Genomic DNA, 19,806 nt, shown 5'->3' with positions numbered 1-19,806 from the left:
GTTCCTCCGGGGGGCTCCCGGGGGACGCACAAGAAGGATATGCTTGATGGCAACCGATATTATCATACCCGCAGACCTTTGGGATGGTGACGATGAATGCGTCATCACCGCATGGCTGGCCAGCGAAGGCGCAATAGTTGCAGAAGGTGCGCTGATTGCGGAAATTATGACCGCAAAGGTACAATATGAGATCACAGCGCCTGCCTCTGGCACTTTGGCAATTGCCAAGGACCAAGATGCCGTTGCGGCCAAAGGTGACGTGATCGGGGCAATCTCATGAGCGCGACGGCCACCACATCGGGGCGCGTCGTCCCGCTGCGCGGCGCCCGCGGCATGATTGCTGACAAAATGCTGGCATCGCTTCAGGGCGCGGCACAGCTGACCCACCACGCGCGGGTAGATATGAGCGCTCTTCTGGCGGCCAAGGTCCGCTACAAGGAAGAGGGCGTCGCGCTCTCGGTCGAGGATCTGCTGATGGGCGCTGTTGTCCGCACCCTTTTGCAGCACAAGGACATCAACGGCACCCTCTCTGGCCGCGAAGTCCACCTGGCCGAGGGCGTCGATCTTTGTGTGGCCATCGCGCTGCCGGGCAATCTCTTGGCCGCACCGGCGATCTTTGGCGCTGACAAACTGTCGCTGCCGGAATTGCGGGCGGCCCGCCGGGATCTGGCAGAACGGGCCCGCACAAACAAGCTGACGGTCACGGAAATGACCGGAGGGACGTTTACTGTCTCTAATCTGGGGCTCAGCCGGGTGGAACAGTTCACGCCGATCCTGAACACGCCGCAGATCGGTATTCTTGGAGTAGGGCGCAGTGTCGACACCGTTGTGCCGGAGGGTGACGGGATAGCAATCCGGCCGATGGCCGGCCTGTCCCTGACCTTTGATCACCGTGCGATTGACGGTGCTCCGGCTGCCGACTTCCTGACCGCGCTCTGCGCAACAATTGAAACGTTTGAATGATGCTGTTGGCCCGTTTCAAAACCGCCGCCGATGGGATCTCACGCGAGATGGCGTTGCTGGAACAGGGCAAGCCTGCGATGCTGTTATGGCAGGCGGATGCCCCTGCTTTGGTCATGCCGCGCGCGATCGTGGAGCGTCCTTCGGTCAAGGAACGGGCCAGAGCTGCTGCCCTGACAGGCTGGCCATTGGAACCGCGCCACACCGGAGGCGGCATTGTCCCGCAGGGACCCAGCACCATCAACTTTTCGATGATTTTACCCTGCCCGACAGGTTTTACCCTCGAAGATGGGTATCGGCTGATTTGTGGCAGTCTGAGCGAGGCACTCACCCGCTTTGAGGTGCCAAATACCGCCGGTCCATGTCGTAGCGCCTTTTGCGATGGCGATTGGAACGTGCTGGCGCAGGACCGCAAACTGGTCGGCACAGCGCAACGTTGGCGGTCAACTCCACAAGGACCTGTTGCTCTGATCCATGCGGCACTTCTTGCAGAGCAACCTGCCCATCTGGCCTGGCCCGTAATGGACGCGCTACATCGTGCGGCTTTTCCTGACACCGAGGGCATTCGGGCCCAAGCCCACATCACACTCAAGGAGGTTTTGCCACCAAAGATGCACTTAACGAATTTTCTGGGCGCGTTGGCTCGGGCGGGGGAGGACCGTCTGAAGGCTTTGGCTCAGAAAAAACAAGAGGCGGCCTGAACGTCTCATATCAGTACCCATAATTCCTAGGGAGGAGAGAAAATGACAATCCGGTTTCATCGGTTGAAAGATCAACCGCAAGACCGCGCGGCCATGAGCCGTCGAATGTTCCTGATGACCACTACAATGGCAGGTGTGACCACCAGCGCCATGCTGGGCGGTGGCGCGCTGGCTGCTGGCACATTGGATGCCGGCCAGGCCGGACAATTGTTGCAGATGGTGCAGGATATTTACCCACATCCGGGCCTGCTGAGCATCGGCCATTACCAGGCCATTGCCACGAGTATCGCAAACAATGCGGCCGATGATGCAGACGCGACACAGATGCTGAACGACGGTCTGGCGCGGGTCGAAGAACAGGCACAGGCGCTGTTTGGGACATCCTACACCAAGATCGAAGATCCAGACGCGCGCGAAGGCATTCTGCGCGCGTTTGAAGGGGAAGGCTTTTTCCAATCTGTCCGCTGGACCGCCTATTTTGCCATCTACGACAACAAGGACATCTGGCCGCTGTTTGGTTATGAAGGCTCTTCCGTCGAACATGGTGGTTACATCGATCGCGGCTTCTCTGACATCACATTTGTGCCCCAAGGTCCCTCGCTCGAGGAACGCCTGGCCGACGTACAAAGTTAAGGAGAAGACTGATGACACAATTTGACCTGAACGACGATTCCGTTGTTGTCATTGTCGGCTCTGGTGCCGGCGGGGGCACCCTGGCCAATGAACTGGCGCAAAAGGGGATAAAATCCGTCATTCTGGAAGCAGGCAATCGCTGGGATCTGAGCGACATCGAAAATGATGAATGGGCGATGTTCAACAAGATCTCCTGGCTCGACAAACGTCACTCTGGCGGGGGCTGGCACGGGTCTGTGAACCACCCGAACCTGCCGGCATGGATTGTCAAAGGCTATGGCGGGTCAACCGTCCACTGGGCCGGCGTCTCCCTGCGGTTCCGCGAGTATGAGTTCAAGACTCGCAGCACCTACGGTGCGGTCACCGGAGCAAATGTCGAAGACTGGCCTGTGTCTCTGGAAGAAATGACACCGTGGTATGAAAAGGCCGAGTTGAAAATGGGTGTGACCGGCAAGACGACCGGCATGCCGCATCTGCCCTGGAACAATGGCTTCAGGGTTCTGGCGGAAGGTTGCCGCCGTACGGGACGTACGGATTACAATTCGGGCCCGATGGCAATCAACTCGGTTGAACGTGACGACCGCCCCGCGTGTCAGCAGATCGGCTTTTGTATGCAGGGCTGCGCGATTGGAGCAAAATGGTCCACCATGTACACGGAATTGCCCCGTGCCGAGGAGACCGGAAACTGTGAGATCCGCACCAATGCCATGGCGCTGCGCATCGAGCATGACGAAACAGGCAAGGCGACCGGTGTCCTTTACGCAGATCAGGACGGGAACCAGCACTTCCAGAAAGCGCGGATTGTCTGTGTGGCCGGCAACTCCATCGAAAGCCCGCGCCTGTTGCTGAATTCGGCGTCCTCGATGTTCCCGGACGGCTTATCGAACTCATCCGGTCAGGTTGGACAGAACTACATGACCCATTCAACAGCGGGTGCCTATGCGGTGCTGCCGGAAAAGGTCCATATGTATCGTGGTACCTCGGTTGCGGGCATTGTCGGCGATGAGGTGCATGACAACCCTGCGCGGGGTTTCAATGGCGGCTACTACCTTGAATTCCTGTCACTGGGCTTGCCTTTCATGGCCGCCTTCTTGGAGCCGGGAAACACCGGCTGGGGCCGCAGCGTTGCGTCGAAACTGGAGAATTATGCCAATATGTCCGGCGTTTGGATCTGCGGCGAGGATCTGGCGCAGGAGCAGAACGGAGTAACCCTGCACGGGTCCGAGGTGGATCAGCACGGCCTGCCGGTTCCCATTGTATCCAAGACCCCGCACAACAATGATTATGAGCTGACGTCCCACGCCTATGAGACAACAGCCCAGATCTATGAAACTGTTGGTGCAACAGATGTTTACGAGCTGCCTGCCTATCCGGCGAGCCACAATATGGGCACCAACCGGATGCATGCGGATGCCGACAAAGGCGTCGTGAATGCGCATGGTCAGTCGCATGACATCGACAACCTGTTTGTGTCAGATGGCAGCCAGTTCACCTCGTCCGGGGCCTGTAATCCCACATTGACGATTGTGGCCCTGGCCATCCGTCAAGCGGAATACATCGCCGGTCAAATGTCCGCACGCAACATCTAGTAACCTGTTTGAAGTTTCTCCCGCAGGGGCGGTCGGGCATCTGTCCGGCCGTCTCCCTTTGGGAGCTTTGCATGAGCGAAAGCCCCGCCAAATCGGCGGGGCTGTATCATCTACTCAGGGCGTTGCAACCCTTCGGACGCGATCCATCGGTTGATTGTCGCTCGGCTTTTGCCCAGAACAACGGCCGTTTTCGATACATTCCAATTGGTGCTGTTCAAAGCTTCTCGCAGGGTCTGGCGGGTGATTTCTTTGGGGTTGTTCTGTGATTGCGCGGCCGTCAGACGCGGAGGCAAATCGGTTGAATTCACACGTTCCCCATTTCCGCAAATGACGGCTTCACGCAGCACCGCGCGCAACTCCCGAAGGTTTCCGGGCCACTCATAGGCATTCAGGATTTCCCGTGCCTTGGCTGAAATTTCCATCGGCTTTGGATGCTCATGTGTCAGCACCATCCGCACGGCAGCGGTACGATCACAGTTCCGCAACGCAGGCAATTCCAGAACTGCCTGGCCCATCAAATACAGCAGATTGCGGTCGATTTCATCGCGCGCTTCGATATCTTGCCAGCAAATTCCAGCCGTGCACAAAACCACTGGACGATCGCGACGGTAACCTTGGCTCCCGTCTCGTTCCATTTCTGCGAGATAGGCAGCCAGAACTGATTGCCCAGAGGGATCGAGCTTCTCAACATTGCGCAAGATCAGGGTGGGCGTAATGCGATCTACCGGATAGTCGTTCAAAAACTGCATACCGTGCAAGGCTTCTGCCAAATCCGCACTGGCCTCGGACGAGGCTGCATCCAGCGTCACTCCAAGAGGAGAGACATAGTCCAGATCCTGGAGCAGGGCGCGTGCAAAATCCTCGCTTCCGACACCGGGCTCACCGCAGATCAAAACCGGCACCCGATGCGCAATCAGTTTGCGGGCCCGATCTGCCATCACCGGCCAGCTGCCGCCCAGCTCAACCAGGCGCGCAAGCGATCCGGATTTGTCGATACGCGCTGCCAGTTGCGGTTGTTCCGGCTTACGAGTCCGGCGGCGCGGTGGAACAGTGGCCGGACCGCGCAAAGAAATATCAAGCTCGTGCAGATCAGACAGATGCCGCCCAACAAGACCCTGATGTTCAGCCGGACGCGCACTGTCCCGCCACAGCGGCAAGTAGGATACCACCACTCCGGCATCGTCGCAGGCCACCATGGTTTCGAAACTGCGTTGCTTGCCCATGTCACGAGACATGACACGCGCGGTCATCTTATCTGCATGAAAATTGCGGAAAAGTCGCGTCTGCAACTGCCGTGACGCGCGGCGCAGCGCCTGTTCACACAGGGCGATTTCATCGTCAGTCCGGTTGAGCGAACCCACCAAGGTCACTGTTCCGATCAGGTTGTTCTGACCATCAGTCAGCGGCGCCGAACTGCAGGCGTAATTGGCGAAACAGCGGTGGAAATGGTCTCGTCCCCGGATTGTCATCACACGTCCGGTCTTGAGCGACAGGCTGATGCCGCTGGTGCCGGCCACACGTTCATCCCACACCCCGCCAAAAGCCAGACCCGCCTGTTGAAAATCCGCTTCCAGACCTTCGGGCGCATAGGATTCAATAATGATCCCGTCCGCATCCGACACCAGAAGGCAATAGCGTGACAGGTTCGGCAGAAGTACGGAGCGATCCAACTCAGACGCCGCATCTCCGACCTGATCCAAAAATTTCTCACGCCGCACTCCGGCCTCGGCGCTTTGTAAGCGCAGAACCGGAGACCGACGAGCCGATGTGAGACCATGCTTTACGCCACAACGTGTGTTGGACGTCTCAACGAGTTTCTCTATGTCATTGCGTTGCAAAAACGTGGGCATCCCTAACTCCTCCTCCCTGAAGGCAAGCGTGCCATGTCTACGCATTTCGTGAGTGTCGCCGAAATCAGGCGCTTTGTCCAATTTGCGTTGGGACATTCTGATCCGTGCAGACACACGTGCCCCCGCGTTCACCATCAGGATAGGCGACGCGGGAGAGAACCTGTCTGGACCTAATTGCGTATGAGTATGTGCGCTTATGCCGCCAATTCTTCCAGCGCTTCCAGTGCCCGCGCGCCATAGACCACAGAAGGTCCGCCCCCCATTTCAATCGCCACTGAGAGGACTTCGATCACCTCATCTCGGCTGGCCCCGTGTTTCAGGGCTGCACGCATATGAAACAAAATACAGTCCTCGCAGCGGATTGCGACCGATATTGCAAGCGCCATCAGTTCTTTGACCTTGCTGTCCAGCGCACCGCTTCCGGCTGCAGCTTTCACCAACTGGCTGTATGGGGTCATGACCGTCGGCGCCGCCTTGAACAGTTTTGTCACGCGCGCATCAATTGCAGCGGCTTTTTCGGTGTGGGACATTCTTTCCTCCTCGTCCGTCATGCGGAGAGGATTTCCCCCGTCCCGCATATCCTCCGCCGCAACATTAACGTGAAGGGCAGACCGGACTGGAGCATCGTGATGAGATTTCTGCACAAGATTTCAAAACTGTCTCACTTCGCAAAAATGAGACAGTTCATAATAAACCCCAGTCAGACATGCCATCGGATTTGCAAGGCAGAAATGTCACGGCATAACGCAACGGGGCGCATTTCGTGTGGTTCAGACAGGTTCTGCTCTGCGCCAGTGGCAGCTATCGACCGTGCTTGCAGACTTCTTCCAGTTGTTGGACGAAAACGTCTTCTCCGTTTTGCGCGTCCCGCGATCCCCCATATGCCGAAAGGGCAATCGGTGAAAGCATCGGGAGGTTAAGATCTTCCTCTGCTGGCACCAGAGGAGGCACGATTGTTCGGGTCGGCATGACCGTCAAGGCCAGTCCCGCCTGTACCAGTGACCTAACGCCGATAGGATGCGGGCTGAGATGGGATACGCGCCCTTTCAACCCAGCTGTATCCAAGGCCCTTAGTGCATAGTGTCTTAGGTCTCGACCGTCAGTGAGAAAAGCCAAGGGGATTGGAGCATCCTCTGGTAGCTCAAAATCTGGTGAAGAAACCCAGTCCAGATCCATTGAATGAACAAATTTGCGCTGGCTGTGACGTCCCTGATCCATCATGAACGCCACGTCGATGTCACCATCTTCCAGGCGCTGCAAAAGCTTGTCGCTGCGATCACATTGGATTTGGATCTGAACATCCGGTCTTTGGCGGGAAAAATCCCTAAGCACATCTGAAACAACAGACATTGCAAGGGTAACCGTTGTCCCCAGTCGAAGGATCTGCCGCGCATTTGTCGTTTGAACGGTTTCGATTGCTTCTTCGGAAAGTGACAGAATTCTGCGAGCATAAACCAGAAATGCCTCCCCTTCCGGCGTCAGGAACATGTTCTGGCCTCTGCCGCGTGAAATCAGCTTCTGGCCAAGCACCATTTCAAGTTTCTTGATCTGCGCGCTGATCGCTGACTGAACCGTGTGCTGTTTGTCTGCGACTTTGGTGAAGCTGAGTTCATCCGCCACCAAGGCAAATGTTTGCAGTGTATAAAGGTCAAAAGAAATCTTCATACCAGATTTATAAAGCGAAAAAAGACTGTTTCATAGATTAATCGCCACGGGATAAGCCTTAAGTCGCCACGTCTACGTCAGGAAGCTCATGGAACTTACACTCGCCTTCTACATTTTCGCTGCGATTGCAATTCTGCTTACGGGCCTATCAAAAAGCGGGTTCGGTGGCGGCTTGGGCGTTATGGCCGTGCCGATGATGACTCTTTATGTAACGCCTCAATTCGCGGCCGCAGTCATGATGCCCATTCTGTTGACGATGGATGTCCTGGTTGTCTGGCGCTATCGCCGGACATGGGATCGTAGGATCGTCGCAGCTCTGCTTCCGGCGGCGCTGGTGGTGGGCCTTCTCTTGGGAAGTATGACGTTCCAATTCGTAGACACAGACACCATTCGGCTCCTCATTGGCAGTCTGGCTGCCTTCTTCGTTGGAGGGTTCCTCCTTTCCCGTTCCGATCAACAGCAAACTGTAGAGCCGCCGAGGTCGTTCATTTGGGGGATGGGAGCACTATCGGGGTTCGCGAGTTTCATAGCCCACGCGGGCGGTCCTCCGGTGAAGGGCTACTTGCTTCGGCAAAATCTGGAAAAGTCGTGGTTTGTCGGAACAAACACTATGTTTTTTTTCTCGCTGAATTTTCTGAAAACACTCGCCTATGGCGCGGCCGGAACACTTTCAGTCGACAGCCTTCGAACAAGTGCTGTTCTTGCACCGGCTCTCTTTGTGGGCATCGTGTTGGGGGTGCGTCTTCACGGATTGATCGACCAAAGGATCTTTGTGAATGTGGTCTATGGCTTTCTGGCCATGACAGCGGCAAAACTTCTGTTCGACAGTGGTTCCGCTCTCTTGTGGTAATCGAGCGAAACCGAAGCAATCCTTTGTTAAAACCGCAGCGTGGACGACGGATTACATGGCACGGGGCTCACCAGCAGCAAAACCCGCCGTCCACCAGCAGGTCCACGCCCGTGCAATACGAAGCTGCATCCGATAGCAGGAACACCGCAGGGCCGACCATCTCGTCAACGCTGGCCATCCGCTGCATTGGGGTCTGGCTTTCGAACTCTTTGGTTTGATGGACCATTTCGGGGCGGGTGTTCATCGGAGTTGCTGTATAGCCGGGGCTAATGGAATTCACACGGATGCCCCGGTCCACCCACTCCATCGCCATCGATTTGGACATATGGATCACGCCCGCTTTGGAGGCGTTGTAATGCACCTGGGTCAGCCCGCGGTTTACAATGACGCCCGACATTGAGGCGATGTTGACGATGGAACCGCCTTGCCCATGGGCCAGCATCGCCCGCGCTTCAGCCTGACAAGACAACCAGACACCCTTCATGTTGATGTCCATAAGGGTCTGATACTGGTCTTCTTCCATGTCTTCGCAAGGATTGGCGTTGGCAATGCCAGCTGCATTCAGCGCCAGCCGGAGTGGGCCAAGTTCCGCTTCGGTCTGCTTGACTGCCTCGGCCAGCGCTTCACCAGAGGTTACGTCCGAAGCGATCTGAATGCATTTGCGCCCGGCCTTTGCTATGCAGTCGGCGGTTTGCGAAAGCCCATCGTCGGTACGCCGGTCGAGCAGCGCAACATCTGCACCGCATTGGGCAAGCCCTATGGCAATGCGTTGGCCAATACCGCTGCCAGCCCCGGTGACCAGAGCGACACGGCCCGAAAGGTTGAACAGGGCCGGGGCGTTCAGCTTTATTTCTTGCATGGTCTCATTCACCTTATGTTGTCGACCAACCTGGTCAGGACATGATCAGCCCGCCGTCCACGTTGATGGTCTGGCCGGTAATATAATCCGCGTCCTCGCTGGCCAGGAAAGCAACCAGCCCGGCCACGTCCTTGCCAGTGCCGGCGCGCTTCATCGGGATCTTGTTCTCGACCCAGTCTTTCATCAGCTCGCCCGGCGCATAATCGCCAAGCATCTCGCCCCAGATTTTGTCGTTATAATCCCACATGTCGCTGAAAATGATGCCCGGGCAAATCGCATTCACGGTGATCTTTTCCAGCGCGACCTCCTTGGCGAGGCTTTGAGTAATGCCGACAACTCCCATCTTGGAGGCCGCATAATGAGGCGTAAAGATGAACCCGTCACGCGCCTGACCCGAGGCAGTATTGATCAGCCGCCCGCCTTTGCCTGACTTGCGCATCCGAGCGATGGCTTCCTGGCAGCAGAGAAACACGCCTTTTGTGTTCACCGCCATAGTGGCATCCCAGTCGTTCTCGGTCAGGTCCTCGACTTTACGGATGGTGATGATCCCGGCGTTTTGCATCGAAATGTCGACGCCGCCAAAGGCTTCTTCCGCGCGGTCATAGAGTGTTTTTACGGCTTCCGGCCTAGTGACGTCGCAGATCACGCCGATGGCTTCCGCCCCGGATTTGCGAAGCCCCGCAGCGGCCTCTTCGACCTGCGGCTCGATGGAGGCAATAACGAGATTTGCGCCTTCTGAGGCAAAACGTTCTGCCACCGCATAGCCGATGCCGCGATTGCCGCCAGTGATAACCACTGTCTTCCCTTTGAAACGGTTCATATGATTTTCCTTGTGTGCTTAGGGCAATCTGCTTAGGCCGTTGCGAGTTCCATGACAGAGACATCATTGGCTTCGGTGTGGTCCAGAATGCCGGTCTGACGCCCTGCGGCCATAACCAGAATACGGTTGGACACGCCAAGGACCTCTTCGAGATCAGAGCTGACGACAATTACGGCGACGCCTTCAGCTGCCAGACCGTGGATGATTTCATAGATCGAGGACCGTGCCCCTACGTCAATCCCACGTGTCGGCTCATCGAGCAGCACCACGCGGGGATTGCGTGCAAGCCATTTGGCAATCACAACCTTCTGCTGGTTGCCACCGGACATCTCGCTGGCATTTTGATCGCTCCGGCCCTTCACCCCGAATTTGGCGATATTCTCATTGGCGAACCTGCGCACGCGGTGCTTGTTTATCCAGCCTGCTCTGGAGACTGCTTCGAAGTTTGAGTAGGCGATGTTGTCTTCGATGGAGTGGCTCAGGACCACCCCCTGCAACTTGCGGTCCTCGGGTACGAGCACGATGCCGCTGTCGATTGCGGCCCGAGGCGTGCGCGGCGTGATCTCTTCTCCATCCAGGAGGACAGAGCCCTCTGCAATTGGATCAGCGCCGGCAATCGCACGCACCAACTCGGTCCGGCCTGCTCCAACAAGCCCGGCGATCCCAAAGATCTCGCCGCGGCGGACGGAAAAGTTCACGTTGCTGAAATGCCCCAATGCAGAGCTTAGATCTCGTACTTCCAGCATGGTCTCCGCCGCAGGCTTCGCGAGCGCGGGAAACATCTGGTCCATATTTCGGCCGACCATCGCCTCGACAATGCTGCGCACTGGCACGTCAGCGGTATCGAACTGCTGCACCTTCTCGCCATCGCGCATAACGACGATGCGATCTGCGATCTGTTTGATTTCTTCCAAACGATGCGAGATGTAGATGATCCCGACGCCATCGGCCTTTAGCCGCTCAATCTGTTCAAAAAGCAGTTTGGTTTCTTCGCCACCAAGCGCGGCGGTCGGTTCATCTAGGATCAGAAGCCGCGCATTCAGCGTCAAGGCTTTGGCGATTTCGATCAACTGCTGGTTGGCCGTCGAAAGCCCCTGAACCAGACGGCGCGGCGATACATTCAGGCCGAGGCGTTGCAGGCCATGTGTCGCGCGCCGCTCCATCTCGCGACGGTCAACCCGGCCGTGGCGCATCGGGTAACGCCCGACAAAAATATTCTCAGCGATGGAGAGATGCGGCAGCAAGAGCAGTTCTTGGTGGATCATGCCGACTCCGGCGTCCATGGCCTCGCGGGGGGTGGCGGGCGCATAGGGCGCGCCCTGCCACGTCATCTCTCCGGAGGTAGGGAGGATCGTGCCGGAGATGATATTTGACAGCGTTGATTTTCCGGCACCGTTTTCGCCGAGCAGCGCAACGACCTCACCGGGTCGTACCTCTAGATCCACACCGTGAAGCACCTCTATCGGCCCAAAGGACTTGTAGATATTCTTCAGCGTCAGGATCGGGAATGTATCGGTATTGGTCATTGCGCTGCCCTTTGCCTTTATCTTATGGGTGCTTCTCGACAAAGACAGATGCGTTTTCGCAATCGGTCAGCACAGCATTCGGGATCTGGCGCGCAGGCACAGATGCACCCTTTGCGACAGCAATCGCCGAATTCACCGCCAGAACACCCATCGCCTGCGTGCTTTGCGTTGCAGTCACCACAAAGGGGGTGTCGCAGCGCGCCAGTGATTCAAGGGCGGCAACGTCGCCGTCATAACCTCCAACCACGATCTGATCTGCGAGACCCGCTGCCTCGACGGCTTTGGCGGCGCCCATCGCGATAGCATCGGCCTGGCCAAAGATCATCTTGATATCGGGGTGGGCCTGCAACATGTTTTGCCCGATCGAGAAGCCCTCGTCGGGGGACCACATTTGCGTCCACTGTTGGGCCACCAATTCCACACCGGGGTTTTCGTCGATGGCCATCTTGCAGCCTTCAAAGCGCTGAACCTCAGGGGTTGTTCCTTTTTGACCGTGGATAATCACCATCTTGCCTGTTCCGCCTGCGCGCTCGATGATCGAAGAACAGACCTCGTAGGAGGACATGACGTTCTCACCGTAGATCACAGTATCGCCAGGCTCGCCATCGGGCTCGCGGTCCACATTGATGACCGGTATGCCTTCGGCACGCGCCAGCCGGGTCGGAACAGCGGCCGCAGCCGCACCGGCCGGAATGTAAATGAAGGCGTCGATGCCCTGGGTCATCAGATCCTGGACCTGGCTGACCTGAGTAGCAGTGTCGCCTTTTGCGTCAACGGTGATCACTTCGATGCCAAGAGATGTGGCGTAGTTCTCGACGCCAAGCTTGATCTGGTTGAAGAAATCAGCCTGCAGGTTCGGTACGGCGAGGCCGATCTTTTCAATCCCGATTCCGGCATGGTCGTCTGCTGCGGCTGCCACAGGCAGCATTCCGGCAAGTGCGGTGGCGGCCAGTAGGGCCTTGAGTGTCTTTGTCATAGGGTGTCTCCTCCTTGGTCGTATTGGCCCGATCTTCCCGGGCTTTGGAACCCGACCTTGCGCTCGGGTCTTTGGTCATGGCAGCGGCTCCCTCCGCTGCCAAATTCTACGCCTTGCGCTGCTTGAACGTTTCAGCGGCTACCGCCATCACGATCACCAATCCGATGATCACGGCCTGTAGGAAGGGTGACACGCTGAGCAGGTTCAGCCCGTTGCGCAGTACCCCAATGATCAAAACTCCAATGATCGTGCCGCCGATGCCTCCTGTTCCTCCCGAGAGGCTGGTGCCCCCGATGACCACAGCCGCGATGGCGTCCAGTTCATAGGAGATCCCGATCGTTGGCTGTACCGCATCGAGGCGCGCAGCCAGAAGCACACCGGCCAGACCGGACAGTGCGGCGCAGGCCGTATAAACAAGCACCGTGACTCGATTCACGTTAATGCCCGCCAGCCGAGCGACCTCTGGATTGCCGCCTACTGCATAGACCGCACGCCCACCCTGGCGGTAGCTTTGGAAAAGCCAGGCGATAGCAAAAACGACGAACATGACGGCGACTGTCATTGTAATCAGGCCGCCGTAGCGGATGATTGCGCCCATGTTGAACCATGCCGGGAAGCCAATGATCTGCGAGCCGTTGGTGATCATGCTGGCCAATCCGCGCGCAATCGACATCATCGCAAGTGTCGCGATGAAAGGCGGCACTTTGAAGATCGTAATCATCAGGCCCGAGATGAAGCCAGAAATTGCGGCGGCTGCAATGGCCAATGGAATAGCTGCACCCATAGGCAATCCCGCTTCCACATTGAGATAACCCAAAACCATCATCGCCAGTGCCAGAACGGAGCCCACAGAGAGGTCTATCCCGCCTGTGAGAATGACAAAAGTCATACCTACCGCGATGATCCCAATCACGGTGACCTGATCCAGAATGTTCAGGAAGTTCCGCAGGGAAAAGAAGGAATCGGTTGCAAGTGTCAGGAAGCCACAAAGCAGGATAAGCCCAATGAGCGGTCCGGTCGCGCTCCCCAGCGAAAACCATTCGGTATACTTGCGACCACCCTGTTGAAAGTTGGCACCCGTTTCTGTCATTCTTCCCTCCCGGTGCATAAATATGCACAAATGATGAAAAATACTAACCTTAGAAACTTTTCTGTGTCAACTGTCGAAAGTGACCAACCTTGGAATTCTCGAACATTACTCGCGTCCTTGACGAATTACCAAAACGTATGTTTATATATAGGGGAATAATTATGCTAAGGGTGCGAAAATGACCCCAGAAAACCTAAGCGAACTGGCAAACAAGATCCGACGGCGTGACCTTCAGGCTGTTTTTGAAGCAGGTGCGGGCCATATCGGTGGTGAGATGTCCGTGACGGACCTTCTGACCGCACTGTATTTCAAGATCATGCAGGTAGAGCCGCAGAACCCATCTGCGCCGCTACGCGACCGCCTTGTGCTCAGCAAAGGACACACGGCCCTCGCGCTATATGTGGTGCTGGCCGAGAAAGGGTTTATCCCGACCGAAGAGATTTCCACCTTTCTTCAGCATAACTCCCGCCTAAACGGGCACCCGAATCGTATGAAAGTGCCCGGCGTAGAGACAAATACGGGACCCTTGGGGCATGGATTGCCAGTTGGCGTTGGCATGGCAAAGGCAGCTCAGCTCAACGGTGAGAGCTGGCGCACCTTCGTGATTACCGGGGACGGCGAAATGCAGGAAGGCTCCAATTGGGAAGCCATCATGGCAGCCGCACAGTTCAAGCTGGATAACCTGACCCTGATTATCGACCACAACCGTCTTCAACAGGGCGCACGTCTTGCTGAGACCAACAACATGGCTCCACTGGCGCCAAAGCTCGAGGCGTTTGGTTGGGCAGTGCAAGAGATAGATGGCCACGACATGGATCAGATCTGCACCGCGCTCTCTGCGGAAAGCATCACGCATGGAAAACCGAAATGTGTCGTGGCGCACACCAACAAGGGTCACGGCATTTCCTTTATGTCCGACAATGTCGCCTGGCACCACAAAGTGCCAAATGAAGAGCAATACAAACAGGCCATGGCCGAACTTGAGGGGGCAATGGCATGATCAACCCGTTTGAAGGCGCAAAACTGCACGATTGCCGGGATGCCTTTACCTCGGTTCTCGAAGCTCTTGGTAGCGAAAACACCGACATCGTCGCGGTGTGCAATGATTCTGTCGGTTCGTCCAAACTGGGCGGTTTCCGTGATAAGTTTCCCGAGAGGCTGATTAATGTCGGTATTGCAGAACAGAACATGGTTGGTGTCGGGGCCGGCCTGGCCAATGGGGGAAAAATCCCGTTTGTCTGCGCCGCATCGCCATTCCTGACAGGCCGTGCGCTGGAACAGATCAAGGCAGACGTTGCCTATTCCGAGACCAATGTGAAGCTGGTCGGGATCTCCTCTGGTATGGCCTATGGCGAGCTTGGGCCGACTCATCACTCGATCGAAGATTTTGCATGGATTCGGGCTTTGCCTAACGTGCCTGTAGTGGCTCCCGCCGATCGCAATGAGACCGCGGCAGTGATCAAGTGGGCTGCCGCCACCACTGGCGGGTGCTTCCTGCGTCTAAGCCGGGTCGGAGTGCCAGATCTGCTGCCGGAAGAACACGTCTTTGAGCTCGGCAAAGCCAATCTGCTGCGCAAAGGCAACGATCTGACTCTTATTGCCAATGGTGTTTTGACCCACCGGGCCTTGATGGCTGCAGCTTTGCTTGAAAAGGACGGGATCAACGCCCGTGTTTTGAACATGGCAAGCGTCCGGCCCATAGACGAAACCGCCATCGTCAGCGCCGCAAAGGAGACCGGGGCGATCCTGACCTGTGAAGAACATACCACCTTTGGCGGTCTCGGAAGCGCAGTTGCCGAAGTTGTTGTCGATCAGGCGCCGGTTCCCATGACGCGGCTTGGTGTGCCCGGCGTCTTTGCTCATACCGCATCAGCCAATACCTTGTTGGATGATTATGGAATGTCGCCTGAAGCAATGGCAGAAAGTGCCCGGGCCCTGATAGAGCGAAAAGGATAGACGCATGCCGCGGCAGGTCATTTTGGCGATCGACGAAGGCACAACAAACGCAAAGGCCACGCTCGTCTCGCAGACGGGCGAAATCATCGCCAGCGGCTCTGCGCCTGTTCCGATCGAGCATCCACAGTCAGGCTGGGTCCAGCAGGACGCCGACAAGATCTGGGGTGCGACGCAGGACGCCATCGCCGCCTGTATGGCGACCGCGCAGGATGTCCAGGTCATCGCTTTGGGCATTTCAAACCAGCGTGAGTCGATCCTGATCTGGGACCGCCAGACCGGCGCGCCCCTTGGCCCGGTGATTACATGGCAATGTCGTAGGACCGCCGACGTCTGTAACGCCCTGAAAGCTGCTGGGCACGAGCAGGAGGTTATCGCTCGCACCGGTCTGCCACTGGATCCGTTGTTCCCCCCGACTAAGATCGCCTGGCTCCTGTCGAACCACGGCAGGGGTGGAGCGGATATCTGCATCGGCACGGTCGACAGCTGGCTGATCTGGAAACTCTCTGACGGCCGGATCCACGCGACTGACCGGTCGAATGCCGCGCGCACGCAGCTCTTTAATATCGACGAAGGCTGTTGGGACAAAGAACTCTGCAAAATCTTTGGGGTCGACTGGTCGATGCTGCCAGAGGTGCATGACAGCTCACATGTCTTCGCAGAAACAAAAGGCGCCCGCGCCGTTCCAGACGGCATACCGATCGCTGCAGCGATTGGCGATTCTCACGCTGCGCTGTTTGGCCATGGAGCGTTTGGTCCGGGTGATGGAAAGATAACATTTGGCACCGGATCATCGGTGATGACGACACTCACAGAGTTCATCGCACCGCCGCCCGGTATAACCACCACCATCGCATGGTCGATCGGCGGCAAATCCACCTACGCTTTCGAAGGCAATATCCTGGTCAGCGCCTCCATCCTGCCTTGGACCGCGGCTCTGCTGGGCCTGGCCGATGTAGAGAGCCTGTTAGATCTGGCCCAGACTGTCCCTGACACAAACGGGATCGCACTTGTGCCTGCCCATGTGGGCCTTGGCTCGCCATATTGGAATTCTGAGGCCCGCGGATTGATCACGGGGCTTTCCTTCGGATCGGAGCCGGCCCATATCGCGCGCGCCGCCGCCGAAAGCATCGCGCTCCAGGTGCACGATGTCTTTGCGATTATGGCGGATGCGGCCAAGGGCATCGGGCAGCTTTCCGTCGACGGCGGCCCCAGCCAGAACGCATTCCTCATGCAAATGGTCGCGGATTGCCTGGATCACAGTGTCACCCCCTGTCGAAATGCCGAGGTCTCAGCTCTTGGGGCCGCGCATCTTGCCGGGCTGGCCACCGGGTTTTGGCAAGACCTCGATGAGGTCAGGCGTCTTGCTCACCATGGGTCCGCGATTTTCCCGGCACTGGAGGCAAGCGCGCGGAAAGACCGGCTGGACATTTGGCGAAAAGCCATTGCTCGCACACTTGTATCGCTGTAGTGAATAAATATTCAGCAATTCGGCGAAACAGGAGCCTCGATGACCCGTGTAAATGAACTTCGTCTGATCGCGCGCGTGGCGCAGATGTATCACGTCGAGGGGCAACGCCAGGCCGATATCGCAAAACATCTCCGTATCTCCCAAGCCTCAGTCTCACGTATGCTCAAGAAAGCCCAGGCTGAAGAAATCGTACGCACGACCGTTGTCGCCCCGTCCGGCACCTATGCCGAACTTGAAACCGGCCTGCGTCAGCAGTTCGGCCTGTCCGAAGCGATTGTCGTCGAATGCACCGAGGACCGGGACGGCGCGATCATGGCCCGGATCGGCGAAGCGGCCGCCCATTTTGTTGAGGCGACCCTGCAATCTGACGAAATCATTGGCGTGTCCAGCTGGTCGGAAACCATCTTCCAAATGGTTCAGAACATTCACCCGATGAAATCGGGCAAGGCCAAATATGTTGTGCAGATGCTCGGCGGTATGGGCAATCCAACGGTACAGATGCATGCCAACCAATTGGTGACACGTCTGGCAAAGCTGACAGGCGCAGAGCCTCATGTGCTCAGCACGCCTGGCGTCGCGCAATCGCGAGAGGCCAAGCTGGTTTTACTGGGTGACACCTTCGTGCGCGAAACAATGGATCTCTTTTCGCAGATTACGCTTGCGATTGTCGGCATCGGGGCTGTCGAACCCTCGGGCATGCTGGCACGCAGCGGAAACGTCTTCTCTCCACGTGAGCTGGCCGATCTGACAGCGTCCGGCGCGGTAGGCGACATGAGTTTGCGTTTCTTTGATGCCGAGGGGGCGCTTGTAAAAAGTTCTCTTGATCGGCGGGTGATTGGTACCACACTGGAAGAGCTGGCCAATGTGGACAGGGTGATGGCCTTGGCTGGCGGCAAAGCCAAGACCGAAGCCATCAGAGGCGCGCTGAAGACTGGCATCATCGATCTGTTGATAACCGATAAATTTACTGCAGAGCGCCTCGTGGGCTCCAACTCCGAAAATCAGCCCGCCTGACCCAGTATCGCACGGCAGGGGCGCGCGTTTCCGGCGAAGGTGAAAATCTTCATAATCCGTCTTATGGTAAATTAAATAATGTCGTTTGGTGCAATCGCCACAGACTTGATGATTGCATAACACTTCACACCCGTTTCCAATCCAAGCCGCTGAACACTGCGCTGGGTGACCCGTGACAAGAACGAACCAGCGGTACTGTCGATTGCAACGATCGCACCTGGACCTTCGCCACTTCGGACATGGGCGACGAAACCACAGAGCACGTTCAATGCTGAAATTTCCTCTGGCTTGACGCGAGCCAGGATCACGTCATGGGCCGAAATACGGATACTGACTTGCGCGCCAATCGCATGAGGAATGCGTGGTACAAACAAGGGCTGACCTCCCGAAGAAAGCTCTGTCAAACCGTCTGCATGTTGTTCTTTTACAATGGCATTCAGTACCGCGCCGGCACCACGTGGCCCCAAAGGTAGAACCGAAGGATCCCCCAAAACAGACGCTGGTGTTCCTTGGCGCAGCACTCGACCGTTTGACAGCGCAACAACACTTGTTGCCAGTCGCGCCACTTCGGAACCGGAATGGCTGACATAGAGCATCGGCGTGTTGATCTCGTCTCTCAACCGTTCGAAATAGGGCAGGATTTCAGCTTTCCGCGCCTGATCCAGCGCGGCCAATGGCTCATCCGCTATAATCAGCTCTGGTTTGCTTAAAAGCGCACGGCCAATGGCAACTCTCTGTTTTTCACCACCGGACAAATGGGCTGGACGCCGATCAAGCAGAGCCTGCAGACCAAGCATTTCGATTACGCGGTTGAACTCTCCGGCTTGGAGAGGCGCACGCGCGAACCATCGGCCAAACCGCAGATTGTTGCGAACCGTTAGATGCGGGAAAAGACGGGCGTCCTGGAAAATGTACCCTATGCGACGGCGATGTGGCGGTTCACATATGCGTGCTGTCTGATCAAACACCACCCGCGTGCCCAGCTGAACCCGCCCGTGATCCGGGCGCAGCAAGCCGGCAACCAGATTTGCAATTGTCGACTTCCCAGAGCCCGATGCACCAAACAGAACCGTAATTCCGCCATTGGAAGAAAACGAAACATCCAGTTTAAAATCGGGAAAATGATGTTGTGCCTCGACCTGGATCACCCGACATCTTCCAACTTCTTGCGTGCACGCCGCGCCAGTGTTTCAGACAGAAACAACGCCCCCAAGGCGATACAGACCGATATAAGAACCAACCGTGCTGCAGCCGCTTCCTGGCCTGGCACCTGGAGCAGCGCATGGATCGCGGACGGGATCGTTTGCGTCTGCCCCGGGATATTTGCAGCAAATGTGATTGTGGCTCCGAATTCTCCCAATGCCTTGGCAAAGGCGAGAATGGAGCCAGTCAGAATGCCGGGGATCATCAGTGGCAATGTGACGGTTAAAAACACCCAGATCGGCGACGCCCCCAATGTTGATGCTGCATCTTCCAGACGCATATCAACGGTTTCCAGCGACAAGCGCAAAGCCCGAACCATCAGTGGAAAGGCCATAACCCCGGCTGCCAGCGCAGCCCCGGTCCAGCGGAAGGCCAAGATGATACCGACCTCCTTGAGCCAAGCCCCAACACCCCCCTGGGTTCCAAACACCAGCAACAAAAGATATCCGGTCACCACAGGTGGCAGAATCAAAGGCAAATGCGCCAGACCATTCAACAGAGACTTTCCGGGGAAGCTCCAGCGCACCAGAGCATAGGCCGTCAAAAAGGCCAGCGGTGTCATCAGCAATGTCGCCCAAACAGCAATTTTCACTGATAACGCAACCGCCTGCCATTCGGTTGGCCCAAGCCAGCTTTGCATTTTCAA

20 protein-coding genes are annotated in these 19,806 nt (G+C 57.0%); 10 read left to right on the top strand and 10 right to left on the bottom strand.

Annotated elements, in window-relative coordinates:
- Positions 1-46 precede the first annotated feature (46 nt).
- The 5 genes from ACXAEW_RS20620 to ACXAEW_RS20600 are packed head-to-tail and all read left to right on the top strand — an operon-like array spanning position 47 to position 3,883.
- A complete protein-coding gene (locus tag ACXAEW_RS20620) occupies positions 47-280 on the top strand; it encodes a biotin/lipoyl-containing protein (protein WP_474943223.1) in 234 nt (77 codons plus the stop codon).
- Positions 277-963, top strand: a complete 687-nt coding sequence (locus tag ACXAEW_RS20615; protein ID WP_474943222.1) for a 2-oxo acid dehydrogenase subunit E2 — start codon at positions 277-279, stop codon at positions 961-963. The genes ACXAEW_RS20620 and ACXAEW_RS20615 overlap by 4 nt, the downstream gene beginning before the upstream one ends.
- Positions 960-1,661: a lipoyl protein ligase domain-containing protein gene (locus ACXAEW_RS20610; RefSeq protein WP_474943221.1), complete on the top strand. Its 702-nt coding sequence runs from the start codon at positions 960-962 to the stop codon at positions 1,659-1,661. The genes ACXAEW_RS20615 and ACXAEW_RS20610 overlap by 4 nt, the downstream gene beginning before the upstream one ends.
- A 42-nt stretch (positions 1,662-1,703) precedes the next feature.
- Positions 1,704-2,294: a hypothetical protein gene (locus tag ACXAEW_RS20605; protein ID WP_474943220.1), complete on the top strand. Its 591-nt coding sequence runs from the start codon at positions 1,704-1,706 to the stop codon at positions 2,292-2,294.
- 11 nt (positions 2,295-2,305) lie between these two features.
- Positions 2,306-3,883 (top strand): GMC family oxidoreductase, encoded by a 1,578-nt coding sequence (locus ACXAEW_RS20600; protein WP_474943219.1) that lies wholly within the window; start codon positions 2,306-2,308, stop codon positions 3,881-3,883.
- Positions 3,884-3,993: 110 nt separating this feature from the next.
- On the opposite strand, the gene ACXAEW_RS20595 is transcribed toward ACXAEW_RS20600, so the two are convergent.
- The 3 genes from ACXAEW_RS20595 to ACXAEW_RS20585 all read right to left on the bottom strand — a co-directional run bounded on the left by ACXAEW_RS20595 (position 3,994) and on the right by ACXAEW_RS20585 (position 7,398).
- Positions 3,994-5,733, bottom strand: coding sequence for an AAA-type ATPase lid domain-containing protein (locus ACXAEW_RS20595; RefSeq protein WP_474943218.1), 1,740 nt, complete (start codon positions 5,731-5,733; stop codon positions 3,994-3,996).
- A 194-nt stretch (positions 5,734-5,927) separates the two neighbouring features.
- Entirely contained in the window at positions 5,928-6,263 is a 336-nt protein-coding gene (locus ACXAEW_RS20590) for a carboxymuconolactone decarboxylase family protein (protein ID WP_474943217.1), read from the bottom strand.
- A gap of 271 nt (positions 6,264-6,534) precedes the next feature.
- Positions 6,535-7,398, bottom strand: coding sequence for a LysR family transcriptional regulator (locus ACXAEW_RS20585; RefSeq protein ID WP_474943216.1), 864 nt, complete (start codon positions 7,396-7,398; stop codon positions 6,535-6,537).
- Positions 7,399-7,486: 88 nt separating this feature from the next.
- Here ACXAEW_RS20585 and ACXAEW_RS20580 point away from each other — a divergent pair, with 88 nt between their 5' ends.
- Entirely contained in the window at positions 7,487-8,248 is a 762-nt protein-coding gene (locus tag ACXAEW_RS20580) for a sulfite exporter TauE/SafE family protein (RefSeq protein WP_474943215.1), read from the top strand.
- A 67-nt stretch (positions 8,249-8,315) separates the two neighbouring features.
- Here ACXAEW_RS20580 and ACXAEW_RS20575 read toward each other — a convergent pair whose 3' ends face one another.
- The 5 genes from ACXAEW_RS20575 to ACXAEW_RS20555 form a co-directional block, all read right to left on the bottom strand.
- Positions 8,316-9,107, bottom strand: coding sequence for an SDR family oxidoreductase (locus ACXAEW_RS20575; RefSeq protein ID WP_474943214.1), 792 nt, complete (start codon positions 9,105-9,107; stop codon positions 8,316-8,318).
- 34 nt (positions 9,108-9,141) lie between these two features.
- Positions 9,142-9,927, bottom strand: coding sequence for an SDR family NAD(P)-dependent oxidoreductase (locus tag ACXAEW_RS20570; protein ID WP_474943213.1), 786 nt, complete (start codon positions 9,925-9,927; stop codon positions 9,142-9,144).
- A gap of 32 nt (positions 9,928-9,959) precedes the next feature.
- Positions 9,960-11,453, bottom strand: coding sequence for a sugar ABC transporter ATP-binding protein (locus ACXAEW_RS20565; protein ID WP_474943212.1), 1,494 nt, complete (start codon positions 11,451-11,453; stop codon positions 9,960-9,962).
- A gap of 22 nt (positions 11,454-11,475) precedes the next feature.
- Complete coding sequence (locus tag ACXAEW_RS20560; protein WP_474943211.1) at positions 11,476-12,429, bottom strand: substrate-binding domain-containing protein; 954 nt, start codon at positions 12,427-12,429, stop codon at positions 11,476-11,478.
- A gap of 106 nt (positions 12,430-12,535) precedes the next feature.
- A complete protein-coding gene (locus tag ACXAEW_RS20555; RefSeq protein ID WP_474943210.1) occupies positions 12,536-13,519 on the bottom strand; it encodes an ABC transporter permease in 984 nt (327 codons plus the stop codon).
- A 178-nt stretch (positions 13,520-13,697) separates the two neighbouring features.
- Here ACXAEW_RS20555 and ACXAEW_RS20550 point away from each other — a divergent pair, with 178 nt between their 5' ends.
- Genes ACXAEW_RS20550 through ACXAEW_RS20535 form a run of 4 tightly spaced genes read left to right on the top strand, consistent with a single transcriptional unit; the run spans position 13,698 to position 17,957 of the window.
- Positions 13,698-14,519: a transketolase gene (locus ACXAEW_RS20550; RefSeq protein WP_474943209.1), complete on the top strand. Its 822-nt coding sequence runs from the start codon at positions 13,698-13,700 to the stop codon at positions 14,517-14,519.
- Complete coding sequence (locus ACXAEW_RS20545) at positions 14,516-15,475, top strand: transketolase family protein (RefSeq protein WP_474943208.1); 960 nt, start codon at positions 14,516-14,518, stop codon at positions 15,473-15,475. The genes ACXAEW_RS20550 and ACXAEW_RS20545 overlap by 4 nt, the downstream gene beginning before the upstream one ends.
- A 4-nt stretch (positions 15,476-15,479) precedes the next feature.
- Complete coding sequence (locus ACXAEW_RS20540; RefSeq protein ID WP_474943207.1) at positions 15,480-16,943, top strand: FGGY family carbohydrate kinase; 1,464 nt, start codon at positions 15,480-15,482, stop codon at positions 16,941-16,943.
- Positions 16,944-16,982: 39 nt separating this feature from the next.
- Positions 16,983-17,957, top strand: a complete 975-nt coding sequence (locus ACXAEW_RS20535) for a sugar-binding transcriptional regulator (RefSeq protein ID WP_474943206.1) — start codon at positions 16,983-16,985, stop codon at positions 17,955-17,957.
- 71 nt (positions 17,958-18,028) lie between these two features.
- Here ACXAEW_RS20535 and modC read toward each other — a convergent pair whose 3' ends face one another.
- Both modC and modB read right to left on the bottom strand, forming a co-directional pair.
- Positions 18,029-19,105, bottom strand: coding sequence for a molybdenum ABC transporter ATP-binding protein (gene modC / locus ACXAEW_RS20530; RefSeq protein WP_474943205.1), 1,077 nt, complete (start codon positions 19,103-19,105; stop codon positions 18,029-18,031).
- Positions 19,102-19,800 (bottom strand): molybdate ABC transporter permease subunit, encoded by a 699-nt coding sequence (gene modB, locus ACXAEW_RS20525; RefSeq protein ID WP_474943204.1) that lies wholly within the window; start codon positions 19,798-19,800, stop codon positions 19,102-19,104. Before modB ends, modC begins: the two co-directional genes overlap by 4 nt.
- Between the last annotated feature and the right edge of the window lie 6 nt (positions 19,801-19,806).

It is taken from the genome of Epibacterium sp. ABZ3_068 (assembly GCF_056159265.1).
Note: the sequence above shows the minus strand (reverse complement) of the source record. Positions and strands in the feature narration are given on the sequence as shown.

Bases quoted from the DNA above. Each gene is read 5' to 3' on its own strand.
- ACXAEW_RS20535 (WP_474943206.1), top strand. From the start codon at position 16,983: ATGACCCGTGTAAATGAACTTCGTCTGATCGCGCGCGTGGCGCAGATG.
- ACXAEW_RS20540 (WP_474943207.1), top strand. From the start codon at position 15,480: ATGCCGCGGCAGGTCATTTTGGCGATCGACGAAGGCACAACAAACGCA.
- ACXAEW_RS20595 (WP_474943218.1), bottom strand. From the start codon at position 5,733: ATGCCCACGTTTTTGCAACGCAATGACATAGAGAAACTCGTTGAGACG.
- ACXAEW_RS20580 (WP_474943215.1), top strand. From the start codon at position 7,487: ATGGAACTTACACTCGCCTTCTACATTTTCGCTGCGATTGCAATTCTG.
- ACXAEW_RS20575 (WP_474943214.1), bottom strand. From the start codon at position 9,107: ATGCAAGAAATAAAGCTGAACGCCCCGGCCCTGTTCAACCTTTCGGGC.
- ACXAEW_RS20565 (WP_474943212.1), bottom strand. From the start codon at position 11,453: ATGACCAATACCGATACATTCCCGATCCTGACGCTGAAGAATATCTAC.
- ACXAEW_RS20555 (WP_474943210.1), bottom strand. From the start codon at position 13,519: ATGACAGAAACGGGTGCCAACTTTCAACAGGGTGGTCGCAAGTATACC.
- modB (WP_474943204.1), bottom strand. From the start codon at position 19,800: ATGCAAAGCTGGCTTGGGCCAACCGAATGGCAGGCGGTTGCGTTATCA.
- ACXAEW_RS20610 (WP_474943221.1), top strand. From the start codon at position 960: ATGATGCTGTTGGCCCGTTTCAAAACCGCCGCCGATGGGATCTCACGC.
- ACXAEW_RS20620 (WP_474943223.1), top strand. From the start codon at position 47: ATGGCAACCGATATTATCATACCCGCAGACCTTTGGGATGGTGACGAT.
- ACXAEW_RS20570 (WP_474943213.1), bottom strand. From the start codon at position 9,927: ATGAACCGTTTCAAAGGGAAGACAGTGGTTATCACTGGCGGCAATCGC.
- ACXAEW_RS20600 (WP_474943219.1), top strand. From the start codon at position 2,306: ATGACACAATTTGACCTGAACGACGATTCCGTTGTTGTCATTGTCGGC.
- ACXAEW_RS20560 (WP_474943211.1), bottom strand. From the start codon at position 12,429: ATGACAAAGACACTCAAGGCCCTACTGGCCGCCACCGCACTTGCCGGA.
- ACXAEW_RS20590 (WP_474943217.1), bottom strand. From the start codon at position 6,263: ATGTCCCACACCGAAAAAGCCGCTGCAATTGATGCGCGCGTGACAAAA.
- ACXAEW_RS20585 (WP_474943216.1), bottom strand. From the start codon at position 7,398: ATGAAGATTTCTTTTGACCTTTATACACTGCAAACATTTGCCTTGGTG.
- ACXAEW_RS20615 (WP_474943222.1), top strand. From the start codon at position 277: ATGAGCGCGACGGCCACCACATCGGGGCGCGTCGTCCCGCTGCGCGGC.
- ACXAEW_RS20545 (WP_474943208.1), top strand. From the start codon at position 14,516: ATGATCAACCCGTTTGAAGGCGCAAAACTGCACGATTGCCGGGATGCC.
- ACXAEW_RS20550 (WP_474943209.1), top strand. From the start codon at position 13,698: ATGACCCCAGAAAACCTAAGCGAACTGGCAAACAAGATCCGACGGCGT.
- ACXAEW_RS20605 (WP_474943220.1), top strand. From the start codon at position 1,704: ATGACAATCCGGTTTCATCGGTTGAAAGATCAACCGCAAGACCGCGCG.